Here is an 18,507-nt window from a genome sequence, read left to right as displayed (position 1 = left end):
CGCCAGGCTCATACGCAACGTCCTTCAGATTGAGGACTTAAGCCTAGCCCCGGCCTTGCGCCTCGCCGATCGGCTCGCGCAATGTGGCGCCTGCCGTTGTATGGGCGCTCGAGAAAGGAATTCCGCCGATGACCATCTCCCCGTCGATCACCGGCCGCAACGCCCTGGTGTTCCTGGCGGTGGTCGCCGGCGCCGCCGCCCTGTACTGGATGCGCGGCATCCTCACGCCCCTGGCCATGGCGGTCTTCCTGGCCGTGATGATCGACAGCTTCGCCCGCGTCCTGGTCCAGCGGCTGCCGAAATTCCCCAGGGGCCTGGCGTTGCCGGCCGCCATCGTCCTGTCCATCGCCCTGTTCGCGGCCTCGGTCTGGGTGGTGACCGCGAACGGCGCCAGCTTCGTCGGACAGATGCGCGACTATGCCCCCCGCCTGAACGAGGTGATCGCCAAGATCGCCTCGCTGGTCGGGATCAAGGTGGCGCCGACGATCGGCGAGCTGATCGACCAGCTCGATCCCGCCAAATACGCCGGGGCGGCCGCCCAAAGCCTGCAGAACTTCGCCTCCAACGCCATACTGGTGCTGATCTATCTCGGCTTCATCATCGCTTCGCGACGGGGGTTCGGCCGCAAGATCGTCGCGCTCTATCCGCATCATGCCGAGCGCGAGGGCGCGGTGCAGCTGTTCCAGCGCATCCGCAACGGCGTGGAGCAGTACCTGTGGATCCAGACCGTCACCGGTCTGATGATCGCCGCCGCCGCCTGGGTGGTGATGATGCTGCTGCGCCTGGACAACGCCCTGTTCTGGGCCTTCCTGATCTTCGTCGCCGCCTATATCCCGATCCTGGGCGGGGCGGTCGGCTGCATCCTGCCGCCGCTGTTCGCCCTGGTGCAGTTCCCCGACAGCTTCTGGCCGGCCCTGATCCTGTTCGGCGCCCTGGAGCTGATCTTCTTCGTGGTCGGCAACGTGGTGTTGCCGCGCATGCAGAGCGACAGCCTGAACATGGACCCGACCGTCGTCCTGCTGTCCCTGGCCGTCTGGGGCGCCCTGTGGGGCGTCACCGGCATGTTCCTGTCCACGCCGCTGACCGTGGCGGCGATGCTGGTCCTGGCTCAGTTCGACGGCACGCGCTGGATCGCCATCCTGCTGTCGGAAGACGGCGATCCCAGCGGCGCGGGCCTGGATCGCAAGGCGCCGGGGGCCTCCGACAAGGCCCCGCCGGACAAAAAGGCCGGATCTTCGTCGCCTTCGCAACAGAAGTCGGTCAAGGGGACTTAAAATCCCAAATGGCCTTCCTATCTAAATCCTGTCGGCAGCCCCCCATGCCGACCCCCGCGCGACGCAGACCGATTTTCTGGAGCGTCCGATGCGGAATCGCCCGTCGCCCCCCGGCGGGCCCGCGCCGCCGGTTCCCCCCAACCGGCGGCGCTTCCGTGTCCGGCGTCCGGGACGATTGTCTTGGTAAGATATTCTGCGCTTTTCCCCGACTACGGTTGAAACTGAGCCTGAAAGGGCTAGGTTGTCGCCAAAAATTCGCGAGGAAATCCCATGGTCGGTGCAAAACTTGACCCCAAGGCGACCGCCGCTCAACCGGACGGTTTGATTTCGGCCTTCGGCGCGGCCCTGGGGCAGGGGGCGCTGAGCGCGCCACAGGCCCAGTTCGCCGCCCAGGTCCAGGAAGACTGGTCGGCCGAGGAACTGCCGGGCTTTGCTCCCGGCGACATCGCCCACGCCCTGGTCGACTTCTGGCGCTTCGGCGAAGGCGCTTCCGGCGAGCCGCTCTCGATCCGTGTCCGGCCGGCCGTCCGCGCCGACGGGACCGACCTGAAGAGCGACCTGCTGGAGATCGTCCAGCCCGACCGCCCGTTCCTGGTCGACAGCATCATGGGCGCCATCGCCGAGGCGGGCTTCTCGGTCCGCGCCATGTTCCACCCGGTGATCGACACCCCGGCGGGCCGGCGCTCGATGATCCAGGTCTACCTGGCCCCCGTGGGCGAAGACCGCGAGACGGCCCTGGTCGACGCCGTCCGCGACGCTCTGGCCGACGTTCAGCTGGCCGTCGACGACTTCCACGCCATGAAGGCCTTGATCCGCCGCACCATCGAGGAGCTACGCGCCTCGAAGGCCCCGATCCCGGAAGGCGAGCGCGAGGAAGGTTTGGCCTTCCTCGACTGGCTGGAGGGCGACCGCTTCGTGTTCCTGGGGGCCCGGGTCTACGAATATCCCCGCACGCCGGACGGCGGCTACGCGGCAGAGGAGCCGCTGTACCAGCCCGAGGGCAGCCTGGGCGTGCTGCGCGACCAGACCCTGACGGTCCTGCGCCGGGGCAGCGAGCCGGCGATCCTGTCGCGCCAGGTCCGCGACCACCTGCTGTTGGGCGCGCCGCTGGTGGTGGCCAAGTCGAACCTGCGGTCCAAGGTCCATCGCCGCGGCTACATGGACTATGTCGGGGTGCGGCGGTACGGCGCCGACGGCAAGCCCTCCGGCGAGGTCCGGTTCGTCGGCCTGTTCACCGCCGAGGCCTACGAGACGCCCGCTCACGAGATGCCGGTGATCCGGCGCAAGGTCGAGCACATCCTCAAGGAGACCGGCAAGGATCCCGACAGCCACAACGGCAAACGGCTGAGGAACATCCTCGAGACCTGGCCGCGTGACGAGCTGTTCCAGGTTTCCGAGGATGAACTGCGGACGATGGCCATGGGGGTTCTGCACCTCTACGACCGGCCGCGCGTGCGGCTGTTCGCCCGCCGCGACCCTTTCGACCGCTTCATTTCGGTGCTGATGTTCGTGCCGCGCGAGCGCTATGACAGCGGCGTGCGCGAGCGGGCCGGCAAGATCCTGGCCGACGCCTATCAAGGCCGGGTCAGCGCCTACTATCCCAGCTTCTCCGACGCCCCCCTGGCCCGTGTGCACTACGTGCTGGGCGTGACGCCCGGCCACCACGGCGATCCGGACCTGACCGCGCTGGAAGCCGCCGTCGCCGAGACCGCCCGGACCTGGGAAGACCGCTTCGAGGCCGCCGTCCGTGACGGCGGGGCGCCCGGCCGGGTCGCCGAGACCCTGGCCCGCTGGCAGGGCGCCTTCCCGCCCGGCTATCGCGACCAGTACGACGCCGCCGAGGCCCTGGCCGACCTCGCCGTGGTCGACGACCTGGCCGCCGACGAGCCGGTGCGGGTCCGCGCCTTCCGCCACGCCGACGACGACAAGCTGACGTTCCGGTTCAAGCTCTATCGCCCCGGCGCCGCCGCGCCCCTGGCCGACGTGCTGCCGATCCTGGAGCACATGGGCCTGAAGGCCCTGATCGAGGACGGCTTCAAGCTGACGCCGGCGGCTGGAACCCACGGCAAGGTCTGGGTTCACGAGTTCACCCTGCGCGACGAGCGCGGCGAGCATCTGTCGTTCGGCGACGTCAAGACCGCCTTCGAGGCCGCCTTCGTCGCCATCTGGACCGGCCGCGCCGAGAGCGACGGCTTCAACCGCCTGGTGCTCGAACTCGGCGTCGGCTGGCGCGAGGCGGCCCTGGTCCGCGCCCTGGCCCGCTACCGCCAGCAGACGGGCCTGGATCCCAGCCAGGGCGTGCAGGAACAGGCCTTGTCGGACAATCCCGGCGTCACCCGGCTGATCCTCGACCTGTTCCGCATCAAGTTCGACCCGGCCGTGCACGCCGACCTGTCCGCCCGCGAGGAGCGGGCCAAGGCCGTCGAGGCCGACATCGTCGAGGCTCTGCAGGCGGTCGAGAGCCTGGACGCCGACCGCGTCCTGCGCCGCATCGCCGCCCTGATCGGCGCCATCCAGCGGACCAACTTCTTCCAGGTCGGGCCCGACGGCGAGCCCAAGCCCTATATCAGCTACAAGATCGCCTCGCGCGAGCTGGAGGACCTGCCGGCCCCCAAGCCCTATCGCGAGATCTATGTCTCGGCCCCGCACATCGAGGGGGTTCACCTGCGCTTTGGCCCGGTCGCCCGTGGCGGCCTGCGCTGGAGCGACCGCCGCGACGACTTCCGCACCGAGGTGCTGGGCCTGGTGAAGGCCCAGCAGGTCAAGAACGCGGTCATCGTGCCCGTCGGCTCCAAGGGCGGCTTCTACCCGAAGAACCTGCCGCGCGGCGGCGACCGCGACGCCATCCAGGCCGAGGCGATCCGCGCCTACAAGACCTTCCTGTCGGGCCTGCTGGACATCACCGACAACATAGACGCCGACAACAAGATCGTGCCGCCGGCCGGTCTGGTCATACATGATGGCGAGGATCCTTATCTGGTCGTCGCCGCCGACAAGGGCACGGCCACCTTCTCCGACATCGCCAACGGCGTGGCCGAGGACTACGGCTTCTGGCTGGGCGACGCCTTCGCGTCCGGCGGTTCGGTCGGCTACGACCACAAGGTCATGGGCATCACCGCCCGCGGGGCGTGGGAAGCGGTCAAGCGCCACTTCCGCGAACTGGGCAAGGATATCCAGACCGAGCCCTTCACCGTGGTCGGCGTCGGCGACATGAGCGGCGACGTGTTCGGCAACGGCATGCTGCTGTCCAAGCAGACCAGGCTGCTGGCCGCGTTCGACCATCGCCATATCTTCCTGGACCCCGATCCCGATCCGGCGACCTCGTGGGCCGAGCGCGACCGGATGTTCAAGCTGCCGCGCTCGTCCTGGGACGACTACGACAAGAGCCTGATCTCCAAGGGCGGCGGCGTCTTCCCGCGGACGCTGAAGCAGATCCCGCTGTCGCCGGAGGTGCGGGCGATGCTGGACCTCAAGGCCGAGAGCGTCGCCCCCAGCGAGCTCTTGACCGCCATCCTCAAGGCGCGGGCCGAGCTGCTCTATTTCGGCGGCATCGGCGGCTATGTGAAGGCCAGGACCGAAAGCCACGCCGACGCCGGCGACAAGGCCAACGACGCCATCCGCGTCAACGGCGCCGACCTGCGGGTCAAGGTCGTGGGCGAGGGCGCGAACCTGGGCCTGACCCAGGCGGGTCGCATCGAGTTCGCGCAAGCAGGCGGCCACATCAACACCGACGCGATCGACAACTCGGCCGGGGTCGACAGCTCCGACCACGAGGTCAACATCAAGATCCTGACCGGGATCCTGGAGCGCGGCGGCAAGCTGGATCGCGAGGCCCGAAACCGGCTGCTGCCGACCATGACCGACGACGTGGCCAGCCACGTGCTGGCCGACAATTACGACCAGACCCTGGCCCTGTCGCTGATGGAAAGCGACGCGGTGTCCGAGGTCGAATCCCACGCCCAGTTCATGGCCGCCCTGGAGGCCAAGGGGCGCCTGGACCGCAAGGTCGAGGGCCTCCCCGAGGCCGCGGCTCTGGCCGACCGCGCCCAGGCCGGCAAGGGCCTGACCCGGCCGGAACTGGCCGTGCTGCTGGCCTATGGCAAGCTCGACCTGTCCGAGGACATCGTCGCCTCCCAGGCGCCCGACGATCCTTGGTTCGAGGCGACGCTGAAGGGCTACTTCCCGCCTGCCCTGGGCCAGTATGGCGACGCCATGCAGCAGCACCGGCTGAAGCGCGAGATCATCGCCACGGTTCTCGACAACCAGATGATCAACATGTGCGGCCCGACCTTCCCCAGCCGTCTGCGGGCGGCCGCCGGTTGCGACACCACGGCCCTGGTCATCGCCTTCGCCGCCGCCCGCGAGATCCTCGGCGTCGACGCCCTGTGGGACCAGGTCTCGGCCCTGGACGGCAAGGCCTCGGCCAGCGGCCAGCTGGCGCTGTACAAGGCCCTGGCCTACGCCCAGCGCAGCCTGACCTTCTGGCTGGCCCGCCGGGCGTTCAGGGACAAGTCGACCGTCAAGCAGCTGGTCGAGACCTACGGGCCTTCGGTCAAGGCGCTGTCGGCCCTGGGGACCGCGATCCTCTCGCCGTTCGAGCAGAAGGCCGCGGCCAAGCGAGCCAAGGCCTATGTCGCCGACGGCGCGCCCGAGGCCCTGGCCCTGGCGGTGGCGGCCCTGCAGCCGGTGACCACGGCGGCCGACCTGGTCGATCTGGGCAACGCCTCCAGCTGGTCGGTCGAGAACGTGGCCCGCCTCTACCACCAGGTGGGCGCGGCCTTCGGCTTCGACCGCCTGCGCTCGGCGGCCGGTTCGTTCGTCGGCGGCGACGCCTTCGAGCGCCTGGCCGTGCGACGCCTGATCGAGGACATGCTCAGCGAGCAGACCGCGATCACCCAGGTGGTGCTGAAGTTCGCCGCCAACGCCCAGGCCGGCGACGACGAGGCCTCGGCCAAGGCGGCGGTCAGCTCCTGGGGCGCTCTGCGCCACGAGGCCGTCCGCGCCGCCAAGCGCACGGTCGAGACCATCGAGCAGGCCGGCGGCGGCTGGACCTTCGCCAAGCTGACCATCGCCAACGCGGCCCTGCGGGGTCTGGCGAGCGCGTCCTAGACCCCGATCGGGGGCACGCACATGTGCGTGTCCCCCGCCGGAGAAGCTTCGCGTATAAGCGGCTCCAGTTGGGGGACGACAGATGAACAAGGGTGACCGGCAGCGGGCCGCGTGGGCGCTCTACGAGTGGGCCCAGCAGCCCTATTGGGCGTTGATCGCCACCTTCATCTTCACCCCCTATTTCGCGGCCGGCTTCGTCGGCGACCCGGCGCGCGGGCAGAGCCTGCTGGGCTACGCCGGCGCGGTCTCGGGCCTGCTGATCGCGGTGTTCAGCCCGCTGGTCGGAGCCAGCGTCGATGCGCGCCGGAACCCCCGCATCTGGCTGGTGGGCTTGGCGATCCCGTTCGTCCTGGCCAGCGGCGCCCTGTGGTTCGCGACGCCAGGCGACGCCAGCCGCATCCTGCCGATCCTGATCTGCCTGGTGGTGGCCGGGGTTTCGGCCGAGCTCAGCGGTTCGGTGATGAACGCCCTGCTGCCCCTGGTGGCCAAGCCGGGCCAGGTCGGACGGCTGTCGGGCTCGGCCTGGGCCCTGGCCTATGTCGGGGCGCTGATTAGCCTGTTCGTCGTGCTGCTGTGCTTCTCCCTGCCCACGGTTCCGATGCTGGGGCTGTCCAAGGCGCTGCACGAGCCTGACCGCATCGTCGGGCCGCTGGTGGCCGTGTGGTTCCTGGCGTTCTCCTGGCCGCTGATGATGATGGCGCCCCAGCCGCCCAAGATCGCCGGCCAGAAGCCGCTGGCCGAGCTGTGGACCACGATCCGTTCGCTGCGGCGCAGGCCGTGGATGCTGCGTTTCCTGATCGGCCGGATGCTGCTCGGCGACGGCATCTCCAGCTTCATCGCGTTCGGCGGCGTGCTGGCGGCCGGGATGTTCGGCTGGACCACCACCCAGCTGGGCCTCTACGCCATCGCCCTGTCGATCGCCGCCGGGATCGGCACGTTCATCGGCGGCCGGGTCGATCAGAAGCTGGGCTCGAAAACCACGGTGCTGATCGCCGCCGGCGTGGTGCTGTTCGGGGCGTTCGGGGTCGGGCTGGTCGGCCGCGACAGCCTGGCCTTCGTGCTCAAGGTCGCCCCGCCGGCCGCCGGCGGCGGCCTGTTCGCCAGCCTGCCGGAGCGGGTGTTCCTGGGCTTTTCGCTGTTCGTCGGCCTGACCTTCGGGCCGGCCCAGGCGTCCCTGCGCGCCTGGATGGCGCAACTGGCCCCGGCCGGCGAGAGCGGACGGTGGTTCGGGCTCTACGCCCTGTCGGGCAAGGCCACGGCCTTCATGGCCCCGCTGGTCATCGCGGTGGGCACACGGTGGGTCGGCGACCAGCGCATCGCCGTCGCCGTCTCGGCCCTGTTCCTGGCCACCGGCGCCGTCATCCTGGCCCGCGTGCCGCGCCAGGGACCGGAACCCGAAGCCGCCGCCTAACCCAGGGTTGTCGGTCGCGCCAAGACGGTACAGGATCGCCGTCGATTGGTGTCGGGGGCGTGCATGGTCAAGGATCGTATCGTTCTGCTGGACTCGCTGCGGGGTCTGGCGGTGCTGGGCATCCTGCTGTGCAACATTCCGATCGCGGCCGAGCCGCATTCGGTGGCCACCAGCCTGACCCTGTGGCCGCTGGGCATGGCGCCGGCCTCGGTGGCCGTCTGGTGGGTCACCCAGGTGTTCTTCCAGCAGAAGTTCTATTCGATGTTCGCCATGCTGTTCGGCGCCTCGATCCTGATGGTCGGCGGCGAGGGTGGTGACAAGGACCGCCAGAGGACCCTGATCCTACGCCTGGCCAGCCTGCTGCCCATCGGCCTGCTCCACGGCCTGGCGATCTGGCAGGGCGATGTCATGAACACCTATGCGGTGGTCGGCCTGCTGGCGATGTGGGCCCGCTCATGGCCGGCCAAGCGCCTGCTGCGGACGGGGATCGGCCTGCATCTGGGACTGTCCGCCTGGGCCGCCTGGAACCTGCTCCAGCACGCTGCCCAGGGCGGGGGCGATCCGCCGCCGGCGCAGATGGCCAAGTTCCTGGCCGGGGTCCAGGCCGACAGCGCCCAGTACGCCGGGACCTTCACCCAGTCGCTGAGCCAGAACGCCAGGGACTTCTGGGAATTCGTGTTCGGCGCCTTCACCCAGTGGCCCCAGACCTGGCCGCTGCTGGTGCTGTCGCTGATGCTGATGGGCATGGGTCTCTACAAGCTGGGCGTCCTGAGCGGCAGAGCCTCGACCGGGGTCTATCAGGGCCTGATCGGGGCGGGCCTCGGCGCCCTGGCGATCGTCTGCCTGGCCGAGACGGCCTACATGGTGCTGCCCAGCCATCCCTGGGCGCCGCGCGCCCTGGCCCGCTGGCTGCAGAGCGCCACCGCGCCGGTCGTCAGCCTGGGCTATGTCGGCCTGATGGTGATGGCGACGCGGGCCAGGGTCTGGAAGACGATCCCGGCCGTCCTCGCCCCGGTCGGTCAGATGGCTTTCACCAACTATCTGACCCAGTCGATCCTGATGACCGCGCTGCTGTACGGCGGCCGTGGGCCAGGCCTTTATGGCAAGGTCGACCGGCCGTTCCTGGCCGCGGCGACGGCGGTGATCTGGCTGCTGCAGATCCTGTGGTCGCGCTGGTGGATGGCGCGCTTCACCATGGGTCCGCTGGAGTGGCTTTGGCGGCTGGCCTATCGGGGGCCCATGCCGCTGCGCCGCGCGCCCGAGACGGCGGCGGCCGCCACCTGATCAGGTGGGCGGCCTGGATTTGAGGAAGGTGTCGAGCGCGGTGTTGATCACCGTCACGGTCACGGCGTCGCGCAGGCGCTGAGCGTCCGCCTGGCTGATGCCGGCGGCCGTGTAGCCGGCGATCTCGGTCAGGTCGGTCTCGCCCTGCACCAGGTTCTTGAACTCGGCCTCGCTCAGCTGGCCGGCCGCCAGCTGGCCCGTCCAGAGCTGCAGGTTGGCCTTGGCCTTGTCGAGGGCGGCCTGGGCCATGGCCTTCACATCGGCGGAATAGCCTTCGAAGCTGTCCTTGCCCAGCACGGAGAGGTTGGCCTTGGCGGCCGCCAGAAAGTCGTCGAACTGGCTCATGACGCGCCGCCTTCCTCGACTTGGCCGCAGGATGTGGCCTGGCCCTTGTTGGCCTCCAGGCAGAGGATGTAGTCGAAGGCCCGCCCGATCTGGATCTTCTTCTGGTCGCGGAACGCCGGGCCCAGAGAACCCTGACTTTGCCATAGGGCGATCGTCCCGCCGTAGAGGGCGCGGTTCGGGTCGCGCAGCACGGCCCATTGCCGGGCCGAGAAGGTGTTGAGCGGGTCGGCGGCCGCCGCGCTGGCCGCCGCGTCGATCCGGGCCGTCAGGGCCGCGACCTCGGCGGCGTGACTGGCGTAGGGATCGCCGGACACGTCCAGCAGGGACAGGGTCTGGGCTTTCAGGCCGGCGGCGTTGACCTGGGCGGCGGGGTTGGGCGGCGGGGCCACGGGCGCGCAGGCGACGGGGGCCAGGGCCGGCAGCAAGAACGTCAGGACGAGCGCGGTTCGCGCTATCGGCGCCAGCTTCATGGAAGGCCTCCCCACTAGGTGGCGGAAGCCTGGCATACAATCGCCGGGCGCACAATCTCGGCCGGAACGGCGCGCTGATGGACGAGGTTAGAGCGTCCGCGCGACCCCGAGGGCCTTGGCGAAATAGCCCTGGGTCTGGCTGAAAAGGTCGGGGCGATACTTGGCGCGCGGGTCGTTGGCGCGATCGTCGTCGAACGCGTGGGTGGCGTCCGCGTGGAAGAGGGTGTCCACCGCCAGACCGTCGCGCTGCAGACGGTCCAGCGCGGTCTTTGGATATTTCCAGCCGACCACCTGGTCCTTCCCGCCGACCACCGAGAACACCTTGGGCCCGTATGAACCCCAGCCCCGGCTGGAGGTCAGCGAAGGATAGGCCGCGTACGGATAGACCAGCAGGACGCCCTTGACGCGGGCGCGCAGCTTCAGCGGATCGGCGTCGGCGATTCCGGTGGCGCGGGCGGCGTTCACGCCGATCGCGTAGCCGTCCATGATCGACCAGCCGCCATGGCTCCAGCCGGCCAGGAACACGCGCTCGGAGTCGGCCCAGGACTGGCTCTCCAGCCAGGCCAACATGGCGAACACGTCGCCCGAGCGCTTGAGGCCCTGCAGCGTCGTGCCGGTGCAGACGAACAGCTTGCCGTCCAGCGTCGACATGCCGCGCGGCTTGAAGCTGTCGACCACCACCGCCGCCCAGCCGGCCTCGACCGCCACCTGGGCGTAGGTCTCCAGGAACGGCGTCTTGCCGCCGCAACCGTGCAGGATCAGCGCCACGGGAAAGGGGCCGGGTCCCGAAGGCTTGAAGACCTTCGAGGCGTTGGCGACCTTGGCTCCCCAATCCGCTGCCTTCACGCCGGCGCTAAGCATGTGGTCCTACAGCGCCCCCGCGCGAAATCCCAGGACGGCCACCATGGTCGATCGGCGGTGGAAACTCAATTCGATCGCCCGGAGGCGCTCGATCCGAAGCCTCAGATTTCCTGGTTGTACTTGCCGACCCGATCGCCCAGGCGCGGCTTCACTTCCTGGCGGAACAGCGCGCGCATGTCGTCGGCCGACTGGGTGCTTTCGACGACGACCACGATCTCGGGCTTGTTGGACGAGGCGCGGACCAGCACCCAGGAGCCGTCCTCCAGATGCACCCGCACGCCGTTGACGGTGATCACCTCGGTGATCCTGCGGCCCAGGATCGAACCGCCGGCGGCGAACAGGTCCTGGTATTCCTTCACCACGTCGGCGACGACGCCGTACTTCACCTCGTCGCCGCAATGCGGGCTCATGGTCAGCGACGTGAAGGCCACGGGCAGGGCCTTGCGCATGTCCGACAGCTTCATCCCTGGATTGCGGTCCAGCATGGCCAGGACGGCGGCGGCGGCGGTCAGGCCGCAGTCGTAGCCGTAGCCCAGGTCGCCGTTCATGAAGAAGTGGCCGCTCTTCTCGAAGCCCGCCAGGGCGCCCAGCTCGGCGCTCTTGCGCTTGATGTAGCTGTGACCGGTCTTCCAGTAGATCACCTTGCAGCCATGGGCGGCCAGGATCGGATCGGTGGCGTAGAGACCGGTCGACTTGACGTCGACCACGAAGGTCGCGCCCGGGTTCAGCGGGGCCAGGTCGCGGGCCAGCATCAGGCCGATCTTGTCGGCGAAGATCTCCTCGCCCTCGTCGTCGACCACGCCGCAGCGGTCGCCGTCGCCGTCGAAGCCGAACGCCAGGTCGGCCCCGTGCTCGCGGACGGCGTGGGCCATCGCGTGCAGCATTTCGGCGTCTTCCGGGTTCGGATTGTATTTCGGGAAGGTGTAGTCGAGATCGGTGTCCATGCCGATGACCTCGGAGACGCCCATGCGCCGCAGGCCCTCGACCGCGAAGGCGCCGGCCGTGCCGTTGCCGCAGGCGGCGATCACCTTCAGCGGCCGGGTGATCTGGGCGCGCTTGGCGACGTCGGCGATGTAGCGCTCGGCTTCGCCCGCGACCCGGATCAGCTTGCCGCCGTCACGCTCGACGAACGCGCCGTCCAGCACGATCGTCTTCAGGCGGCCCATCTCGTCGGGACCGAAGGTCAGCGGCCTCTGGGCGCCCATCTTCACGCCGGTCCAGCCGTTCTCGTTGTGGCTGGCGGTGACCATGGCCACGCAGGGGATGTCCAGGTCGAACTGAGCGAAATAGGCCGTGGGCGACAGGGCCAGGCCGATGTCGTGGACCTCGCAGCCGGCGCTGATCAAGCCCAGCATCAGGGCGTTCTTGATCGAGCTGGAATAGGAGCGAAAGTCGTGGCCGACCACGATCCTCGACTGGCCCAGTTCGTGGATGTAGGTGCCCAGGCCCAGGCCCAGGGCCTGCACGCCCAGCAGGTTGATCTCCGGCCCGAACAGCCAGCGCGCGTCGTATTCCCGAAATCCCGTGGCCTTGACCAAGGGTTCGTTTTCGTAAGCGGCGGTATTGGGAACGAGATCGGCGCGAGGTTTGGAGAACATCTGGGCTCACTTCAAGGACTTGCGCGCAAGCTCTAGCTACGAGATCGCCCGCCGACTAGCGCATTCGTATGACATCGCTCCGCGAATTGGCGGATCGACAGGAATTGAGCAGCCGGCGCCTGTCGCGTCCTCGCCGCGACAGGCCACGTGGTTCGGGACTAGTGCCGGAACACGCGCACGCCGGTGAAGGCCATCGTCAGGCCCAGCTTGTCGGCGGCCTCGATCACCTCCGGATCGCGCATCGAGCCGCCCGGCTGGATGATCGCCGTCGCCCCGGCCTCGGCGGCCTGGATCAGGCCGTCGGCGAACGGGAAGAAGGCTTCCGAGGCGCAGGCGCATCCCCGGAGGTCCAAGCCAAAATCGGCGGCCCGAAGGGCCGCGATGCGGGCGCTGTCCTTGCGGTTCATCTGGCCGGCCCCGACGCCCAGGGTCTGGCCGGCGCGGGCGTAGACGATGGCGTTGGACTTGACGTGCTTGCCGACGGTGAAGGCGAACAGCATGTCGCGCACTTCCTCGTCCGTGGGCTGACGCCGGGTGACGATCTTCAGGTCCGAGGCCCTGATGCGCGCGTTGTCGCGGGACTGAACCAGGAAGCCGCCGGCCACCGATTTGAAGGTGTCGCCCGTCGAGAGCGGGTCGGGCAGGCCGCCGGTCACCAGCAGGCGCAGGTTCTTCTTGGCGGCGAACACCGCGACCGCGTCGTCGTCGGCGTCCGGGGCGATCACCACCTCGGTGAAGATCTCGACCATCTGCAACGCGGCCTCGCGGGTCAGGCGGGTGTTGACCGCCACGATGCCGCCGAAGGCCGAGGTGGGATCGCAGGCCAGGGCCCGTTCATAGGCTTCGCGCTGGCTGGCCCCGACCGCCACGCCGCAGGGGTTGGCGTGCTTGATGATCGCCACCGCCGGGCCGGCCGCCGGATCGAACTCGGCGATCAGCTCGAAGGCCGCGTCGGTGTCGTTGATGTTGTTGTAGCTGAGCTCCTTGCCCTGCAACTGCTTGGCGGTGGCCACGCCCGGACGGGGGCTCGGGAAGGTGTAGAAGGCCGCCTTCTGGTGCGGGTTCTCGCCGTAGCGCATCACCTGGCGCAGCTCGCCGGCGATGGCCTTGCGGGCCGGGAAGTCCTGGCCCAGCTGGGCGGCGAACCAGGTGGAGATCGCCGCGTCATAGGCCGCCGTGCGGGCATAGGCGCGGGCCGCCAGGGTCTGGCGCAGGGGCAGGGTCGTCCCGCCGGCCTTTAGGGCCTCCAGCACTTCGGCCAGGTCCGACGGGTCGGTGCAGACGGCGACATAGCCATGGTTCTTGGCCGCCGAGCGGATCATGGCCGGGCCGCCGATGTCGATGTTCTCGACGCACTCGGCGTAGGACCCGCCCTTCGCGACCGTGGCCTCGAACGGATAGAGGTTCACATACAGGATATCGATGCCGCCGATGCCGTGGTCGGCCATGGCCTTGGCGTGTTCCGGCGCGTCGCGAACGCCCAGCAGGCCGCCGTGCACGATCGGGTGCAGGGTCTTGACCCGGCCGTCCATCATCTCGGGGAACTGGGTCAGGTCCGAGACGTCCTTGACCGGAATCCCGGCCGCCGCGATCGCCGCCTTGGTGCCGCCGGTCGAGACCAGCTCGACGCCGGCCGCGTGCAGGACCTGGGCCGCCTCGACCAGGCCGGCTTTGTCGGAGACCGATAGCAGGGCCCGCTTGGGGGCGACGAGATCGGGGGCGGACGGATAGTCGGGGGCGGCGGGCACGGGCGGACTCCTTGGCGTCTGATTGGACAAGAAAACGGAGCCCAGGCGCGCGGCATATGAGGTCCGCGCTCCCCGATGGTTGCCCATCACTAGCGCCAGTCACGCGAACGAGGCGGAAAATACGGGGGCAGGCCGGGGAGTCAATGCGGTCAGGCCCTCCCCGCGTCCGGGCGGATGGAGGCTCCCACCCGCGGGCGTCCTCAAGATCTTGGAAGGGCGACGGCGGACCCAACAAAAAAGCCCCGCCGGCGACGGCGGGGCCTTGTCTTGTCGGAGGGGCGTGAGCCCTAGGCGTCGCGTTTGTCGCGCTTGGCCAGGACGCGCAGGCGCAGGGCGTTGAGCTTGATGAAGCCGCCGGCGTCGCGGTGGTCGTAGGCGACCTTGCCTTCCTCGAAGGTGACCAGGTCCTGGTCGTAGAGGCTGTAGGGGCTGGTGCGGCCGATGACCGAAACGTTGCCCTTGTAGAGCTTGACCCGCACCTGGCCGGCCACCTTGGCCTGGCTGTAGTCGATGGCGGCCTGCAGCATCTCGCGCTCGGGCGAGAACCAGAAGCCGTTGTAAACGAGCGACGCATATTTCGGCATCAGCTCGTCCTTCAGGTGCATGGCGCCGCGATCCAGCGTGATCGACTCGATGCCGCGGTGGGCGGCCAGCAGGATCGTGCCGCCCGGGGTCTCGTAGACGCCGCGCGACTTCATGCCGACGAAGCGGTTCTCGACCAGGTCCAGGCGCCCGATGCCGTTGTCGCGGCCCAGTTCGTTCAGCTTGGTCAGCAGGGCGGCCGGCGACAGCTTGACGCCGTCGATGGCGACCGGGTCGCCCTTCTCGAAGTCGATGGTGATCACGGTCGCCTTGTCCGGTGCATCTTCCGGAGCGATCGTGCGCATGTGGACGAACTCGGGGGCCTCGACGGCCGGATCCTCGAGGACTTTGCCTTCCGAGCTCGAGTGCAGCAGGTTGGCGTCGACGCTGAACGGGGCTTCGCCGCGCTTGTCCTTGGTGATCTGGATCTGATGCTTCTCGGCGAAGTCCAGTAGGGCCTCGCGGGACTTGAAGTCCCATTCGCGCCAGGGGGCGATCACGGTGATGTCGGGCTCCAGGCCGTAATAGCCCAGCTCGAAGCGGACCTGGTCGTTGCCCTTGCCGGTCGCGCCGTGGCTGACGGCGTCGGCGCCGGTCTTGCGGGCGATCTCGATCTGCTTCTTGGCGATCAGCGGACGGGCGATCGAGGTGCCCAGCAGGTACTGGCCCTCATAGACGGTGTTGGCCCGGAACATCGGGAACACGAAGTCGCGCACGAACTCCTCGCGCACGTCCTCGATGAAGATGTTCTCCGGCTTGACGCCGGCGGCCAGGGCCTTGGCCCGCGCCGGCTCGATTTCCTCGCCCTGGCCCAGGTCGGCGGTGAAGGTCACGACCTCCGCCCCGTATTCGGTCTGCAGCCACTTGAGGATGATCGAGGTGTCGAGGCCGCCCGAATAGGCGAGCACGACCTTCTTCACGGGCTTGCCAGCCATGAGGGGGTCCTTCCGAGGAAACACAAAGTCGCAGGTGTCTCTCCTTCGGAGAAACACCGGGTCGCGGGGCGTTTAGCGCGGTTTCGCGACGATTGAAACGCGCCGCGCGCCTAAAGCTTGATCTGACCTTCGGCGGCCAGCTGGTTGAGGGCGCGGCGGACCTGGCTCAGATGCACCACCGCGAAGATCGCCGCCAGGATGGCGCGCACGCACAGCAGGATGATCCCGACGTTCAGCTCCAGCGGCCGACGGCTCTCGACCAGCAGCCACAGGCTGAGCAGGAAGGCGAAGGTCGGCAGCGAGGCCAGGGCCACGGCCCGCGGCGCCCGCCACACGGTCCTGCCCGACGGCGACCACAGGACCGGCACCAGCACGTCCTTGACCTTGCCCCAGGCCATGCGCGAGGCGCCGCCCATGATCGACAGGGCCAGCAGCCACAGCACGTCGCCGATGACCGCGAGGAAGTTCATCAGTCGCGTTCCTTGCGCATCGCGAACAGCGTCTGGACCTGCATGAAGACGCAGATGCCGAGCCAGAGCATCACGGCGTCGAGGCTCAGGTCCTTGAGCGTCATCTGGTGGGCGCCGAAGATGCGAAAGGCGACAACGCCGCCCGTGACGAGCAGCACGCTCGACGGCGCCCAAACGAGCCATTGCGACAAGGCCCGTCGCTCCCGCCCTCCCAGGACCAGACTATGACCGAGGGGCCGCGTGCGTCGCCAGACCAGGGCGCCCGTTCCCAGGCAGACCATCACCGTGACGATCCAGGCAAGGACGGCGAGTTCCCCGTTCATCCTAGACCGTCACCTGCGCGCCCAGCTCGACCACGCGGCCGGGCGGGATCTTGAAGAAGTCGGTCGGGTTGGTGGCGTTCTTCATCAGGAAGATGAAGATCCGGTCCTGCCACAGCGGCATGCCGCTGTTGGCCGACGGCACGATCGAGCGGCGGCCCAGGAAGAAGCTGGTGGCCATGATGTCGAACTTCAGCCCCTGCTGCTTGCGCAGCAAGGCCAGGGCCTTGGGCACGTTGGGGCTTTCCATGAAGCCGTAGAAGATCTCGACCTTCTTGAAGTCGGCGTTGACCGCCTGGGTGCGGATGCGGTCCTCGTCGGCCACGCGCGGGGTCTCGGCCGTGCGGACGGTCAGCACCACGTTGCGCTCGTGCAGCACCTTGTTGTGCTTGAGGTTGTGCATCAGGGCGACCGGGGTCATGTCCGGGTCGGAGGTCAGGAAGATCGCCGTGCCGGGGGCGCGGTGCGGGGCGCGGGCTCGCAGGATCTCCATCAGGTCGACCAGGGGCACGCTGTCGCGGCGGGTCTTGTCGGTCAGGATCTGGGCGCCGCGCGTCCAGGTCCACATGATCAGCACCAGCACCGCGCCGAACACCAGGGGCAGCCAGGCGCCGTCCGGGATCTTCAGGGCGTTGGAGGCGATGAACACCAGGTCGATCATCGACAGCGGGATCAGCAGGGCGGCCGTCTGCCAGAGGTTCCACTTCCACACCAGGCGCAGCACCACATAGGCCAGCAGGGTGTCGACGAACATCGCGCCGGTCACGGCGATGCCGTAGGCGCTGGCCAGCTTGTGCGAGCTCTGGAACATCACCAGCAGGATCAGCACGCCGACCAGCAGGAAGGTGTTGACCGCCGGCACATAGATCTGGCCGGCCTGGGTCTCGGACGTGCGCTTGATGTCCAGGCGCGGCAGCAGGCCCAGCTGCACCGCCTGCTGGGTCATCGAGAACGCGCCGGTGATCACCGCCTGGCTGGCGATGACCGTGGCCACCGTGGCCATCAGCAGCACCGGCCAGTAGGCGAAGGTCGGCACCATGTCCCAGAACGGATTGTGCCGCGCGGCCGGGTTGTCCAGCACCAGCGAGCCCTGGCCCAGATAGTTCAGGGCCAGGCACGGGAAGGCCAGCCACAGCCAGGCGGCGCGGATCGGGGCTTTGCCGAAATGGCCCATGTCGGCGTACAGCGCCTCGGCGCCGGTCACCGCCAGGAACACGCTGCCCAGGATCACGAAGCCCAGGAAGCCGTTCTCCAGCAGGAAGCGCACGCCGTACCAGGGATTGAAGGCCCGCAGGATCGACAGGTCGTCGACCAGGTGGAACAGGCCCAGCGCGCCCAGGATCAGGAACCAGGCGCTCATCACCGGCCCGAACAGGGCGGCCATCCGGTGCGTGCCCTTGGCCTGGACCAGGAACAGCGCCACCAGGATCCCGGCCGAGATCGGCAGGATGTAGGGCGTCAGGGCGTGGCCGACGTGCGGCGCGTCCTTCATGCCCTCGACCGCCGACAGCACCGAGATGGCCGGGGTGATGATGCCGTCGCCATAGAACAGCGCCGCCCCGATCACGCCCAGGAAAAACACCGCCGTCGAGCGCTTGCTGCCGGCCTTGCCGAGCGCTTTTTGCGCGAGCGCCATCAGGGCCAGGGTGCCGCCCTCGCCCTTGTTGTCGGCCCGCATGAAGAAGATCACGTACTTGATCGTGACGAACAGGGTCAGGGTCCACAGCACCAGCGACACCACCCCCAGCACGGCGTGCTCGGTGGCGGTGGTGCTGCGCGAATGGGCCAGGGCTTCGCGCATGGCGTAGAGCGGACTGGTCCCGATATCGCCGAACACGACGCCGATGGCGCCGACGGCGAGCGCGAGGAAGCTATGCCCTTTCAGGTCATGGCCGGCTTGCGGAGGGACGTCACACGGGGCGGCGCTGTCGGAAGCGGGAGCGCCAGAGGCTTCGGAAGCCATTCAATCCCTCCGGGGTCGCCCTCGCAAAACGCGGTGCGGAGCCCCATATCGATCAAGCGGGGCGCGATACACCCAATCCTGCTCCGGTTCAATCGCGACCTGAAGCGGGATAACAACGATAGTTTTTGGTTGAACGC

At 68.6% G+C, this 18,507-nt stretch carries 13 protein-coding genes and 1 riboswitch; of the genes, 4 read left to right on the top strand and 9 right to left on the bottom strand.

Annotated elements, in window-relative coordinates; translation table 11 throughout:
• Positions 1-128: 128 nt before the first annotated feature.
• From ASD38_RS12475 to ASD38_RS12460, 4 genes are all read left to right on the top strand, one after another.
• On the top strand, positions 129-1,274 hold the full coding sequence (locus tag ASD38_RS12475) for an AI-2E family transporter (protein ID WP_056460387.1): 1,146 nt from the start codon (positions 129-131) through the stop codon (positions 1,272-1,274).
• A 270-nt stretch (positions 1,275-1,544) separates the two neighbouring features.
• Positions 1,545-6,383 (top strand): NAD-glutamate dehydrogenase, encoded by a 4,839-nt coding sequence (locus tag ASD38_RS12470; protein ID WP_056440055.1) that lies wholly within the window; start codon positions 1,545-1,547, stop codon positions 6,381-6,383.
• A gap of 82 nt (positions 6,384-6,465) precedes the next feature.
• The gene (locus tag ASD38_RS12465) at positions 6,466-7,794 is read left to right on the top strand and encodes an MFS transporter (protein ID WP_056460386.1); all 1,329 of its coding nucleotides are present in this window, start codon (positions 6,466-6,468) and stop codon (positions 7,792-7,794) included.
• Positions 7,795-7,857: 63 nt separating this feature from the next.
• Entirely contained in the window at positions 7,858-9,078 is a 1,221-nt protein-coding gene (locus ASD38_RS12460) for a DUF418 domain-containing protein (protein ID WP_056460384.1), read from the top strand.
• Here ASD38_RS12460 and ASD38_RS23925 read toward each other — a convergent pair whose 3' ends face one another.
• The 9 genes from ASD38_RS23925 to ASD38_RS12415 all read right to left on the bottom strand — a co-directional run bounded on the left by ASD38_RS23925 (position 9,079) and on the right by ASD38_RS12415 (position 18,370).
• Positions 9,079-9,423 carry a hypothetical protein gene (locus ASD38_RS23925; protein ID WP_056440061.1) on the bottom strand — a complete coding sequence of 115 codons (345 nt, stop codon included), beginning with the start codon at positions 9,421-9,423 and terminating at the stop codon, positions 9,079-9,081.
• Entirely contained in the window at positions 9,420-9,893 is a 474-nt protein-coding gene (locus ASD38_RS23920; protein ID WP_056440063.1) for a hypothetical protein, read from the bottom strand. Before ASD38_RS23920 ends, ASD38_RS23925 begins: the two co-directional genes overlap by 4 nt.
• An 87-nt stretch (positions 9,894-9,980) precedes the next feature.
• Entirely contained in the window at positions 9,981-10,754 is a 774-nt protein-coding gene (locus tag ASD38_RS12445; RefSeq protein WP_056460382.1) for a dienelactone hydrolase family protein, read from the bottom strand.
• A 101-nt stretch (positions 10,755-10,855) separates the two neighbouring features.
• Positions 10,856-12,352, bottom strand: coding sequence for a phosphomannomutase/phosphoglucomutase (locus ASD38_RS12440; RefSeq protein WP_056460379.1), 1,497 nt, complete (start codon positions 12,350-12,352; stop codon positions 10,856-10,858).
• Between the two features lie 158 nt (positions 12,353-12,510).
• On the bottom strand, positions 12,511-14,100 hold the full coding sequence (gene purH, locus ASD38_RS12435; protein ID WP_056440069.1) for a bifunctional phosphoribosylaminoimidazolecarboxamide formyltransferase/IMP cyclohydrolase: 1,590 nt from the start codon (positions 14,098-14,100) through the stop codon (positions 12,511-12,513).
• A 32-nt stretch (positions 14,101-14,132) separates the two neighbouring features.
• A riboswitch (ZMP/ZTP riboswitch) is annotated at positions 14,133-14,213 on the bottom strand.
• Positions 14,214-14,387: 174 nt separating this feature from the next.
• Complete coding sequence (locus ASD38_RS12430) at positions 14,388-15,617, bottom strand: argininosuccinate synthase (RefSeq protein WP_056460377.1); 1,230 nt, start codon at positions 15,615-15,617, stop codon at positions 14,388-14,390.
• Positions 15,618-15,727: 110 nt separating this feature from the next.
• Positions 15,728-16,087 carry a hypothetical protein gene (locus ASD38_RS12425; protein WP_056440073.1) on the bottom strand — a complete coding sequence of 120 codons (360 nt, stop codon included), beginning with the start codon at positions 16,085-16,087 and terminating at the stop codon, positions 15,728-15,730.
• Positions 16,087-16,410 carry a hypothetical protein gene (locus ASD38_RS24180; protein WP_056460375.1) on the bottom strand — a complete coding sequence of 108 codons (324 nt, stop codon included), beginning with the start codon at positions 16,408-16,410 and terminating at the stop codon, positions 16,087-16,089. The genes ASD38_RS12425 and ASD38_RS24180 overlap by 1 nt, the downstream gene beginning before the upstream one ends.
• Position 16,411: 1 nt before the next feature.
• Positions 16,412-18,370, bottom strand: coding sequence for a potassium transporter Kup (locus tag ASD38_RS12415; protein WP_056440077.1), 1,959 nt, complete (start codon positions 18,368-18,370; stop codon positions 16,412-16,414).
• Positions 18,371-18,507: the final 137 nt, after the last annotated feature.

The sequence above is a fragment of the Caulobacter sp. Root487D2Y genome, assembly GCF_001427165.1.
Taxonomy (GTDB): Bacteria; Pseudomonadota; Alphaproteobacteria; order Caulobacterales; family Caulobacteraceae; genus Caulobacter.
The sequence above is the reverse complement of the archived record's forward strand: the minus strand, read 5'-3'. Positions and strand labels throughout refer to the sequence as shown.

What these genes read in the sequence shown, in the direction of transcription:
- ASD38_RS12475 (WP_056460387.1), top strand. Translation starts at nt 129, where the DNA reads ATGACCATCTCCCCGTCGATCACCGGCCGCAACGCCCTGGTGTTCCTG.
- ASD38_RS12470 (WP_056440055.1), top strand. Translation starts at nt 1,545, where the DNA reads ATGGTCGGTGCAAAACTTGACCCCAAGGCGACCGCCGCTCAACCGGAC.
- ASD38_RS12465 (WP_056460386.1), top strand. Translation starts at nt 6,466, where the DNA reads ATGAACAAGGGTGACCGGCAGCGGGCCGCGTGGGCGCTCTACGAGTGG.
- ASD38_RS12460 (WP_056460384.1), top strand. Translation starts at nt 7,858, where the DNA reads ATGGTCAAGGATCGTATCGTTCTGCTGGACTCGCTGCGGGGTCTGGCG.
- ASD38_RS23925 (WP_056440061.1), bottom strand. Translation starts at nt 9,423, where the DNA reads ATGAGCCAGTTCGACGACTTTCTGGCGGCCGCCAAGGCCAACCTCTCC.
- ASD38_RS23920 (WP_056440063.1), bottom strand. Translation starts at nt 9,893, where the DNA reads ATGAAGCTGGCGCCGATAGCGCGAACCGCGCTCGTCCTGACGTTCTTG.
- ASD38_RS12445 (WP_056460382.1), bottom strand. Translation starts at nt 10,754, where the DNA reads ATGCTTAGCGCCGGCGTGAAGGCAGCGGATTGGGGAGCCAAGGTCGCC.
- ASD38_RS12440 (WP_056460379.1), bottom strand. Translation starts at nt 12,352, where the DNA reads ATGTTCTCCAAACCTCGCGCCGATCTCGTTCCCAATACCGCCGCTTAC.
- ASD38_RS12430 (WP_056460377.1), bottom strand. Translation starts at nt 15,617, where the DNA reads ATGGCTGGCAAGCCCGTGAAGAAGGTCGTGCTCGCCTATTCGGGCGGC.
- ASD38_RS12425 (WP_056440073.1), bottom strand. Translation starts at nt 16,087, where the DNA reads ATGAACTTCCTCGCGGTCATCGGCGACGTGCTGTGGCTGCTGGCCCTG.
- ASD38_RS24180 (WP_056460375.1), bottom strand. Translation starts at nt 16,410, where the DNA reads ATGAACGGGGAACTCGCCGTCCTTGCCTGGATCGTCACGGTGATGGTC.
- ASD38_RS12415 (WP_056440077.1), bottom strand. Translation starts at nt 18,370, where the DNA reads ATGGCTTCCGAAGCCTCTGGCGCTCCCGCTTCCGACAGCGCCGCCCCG.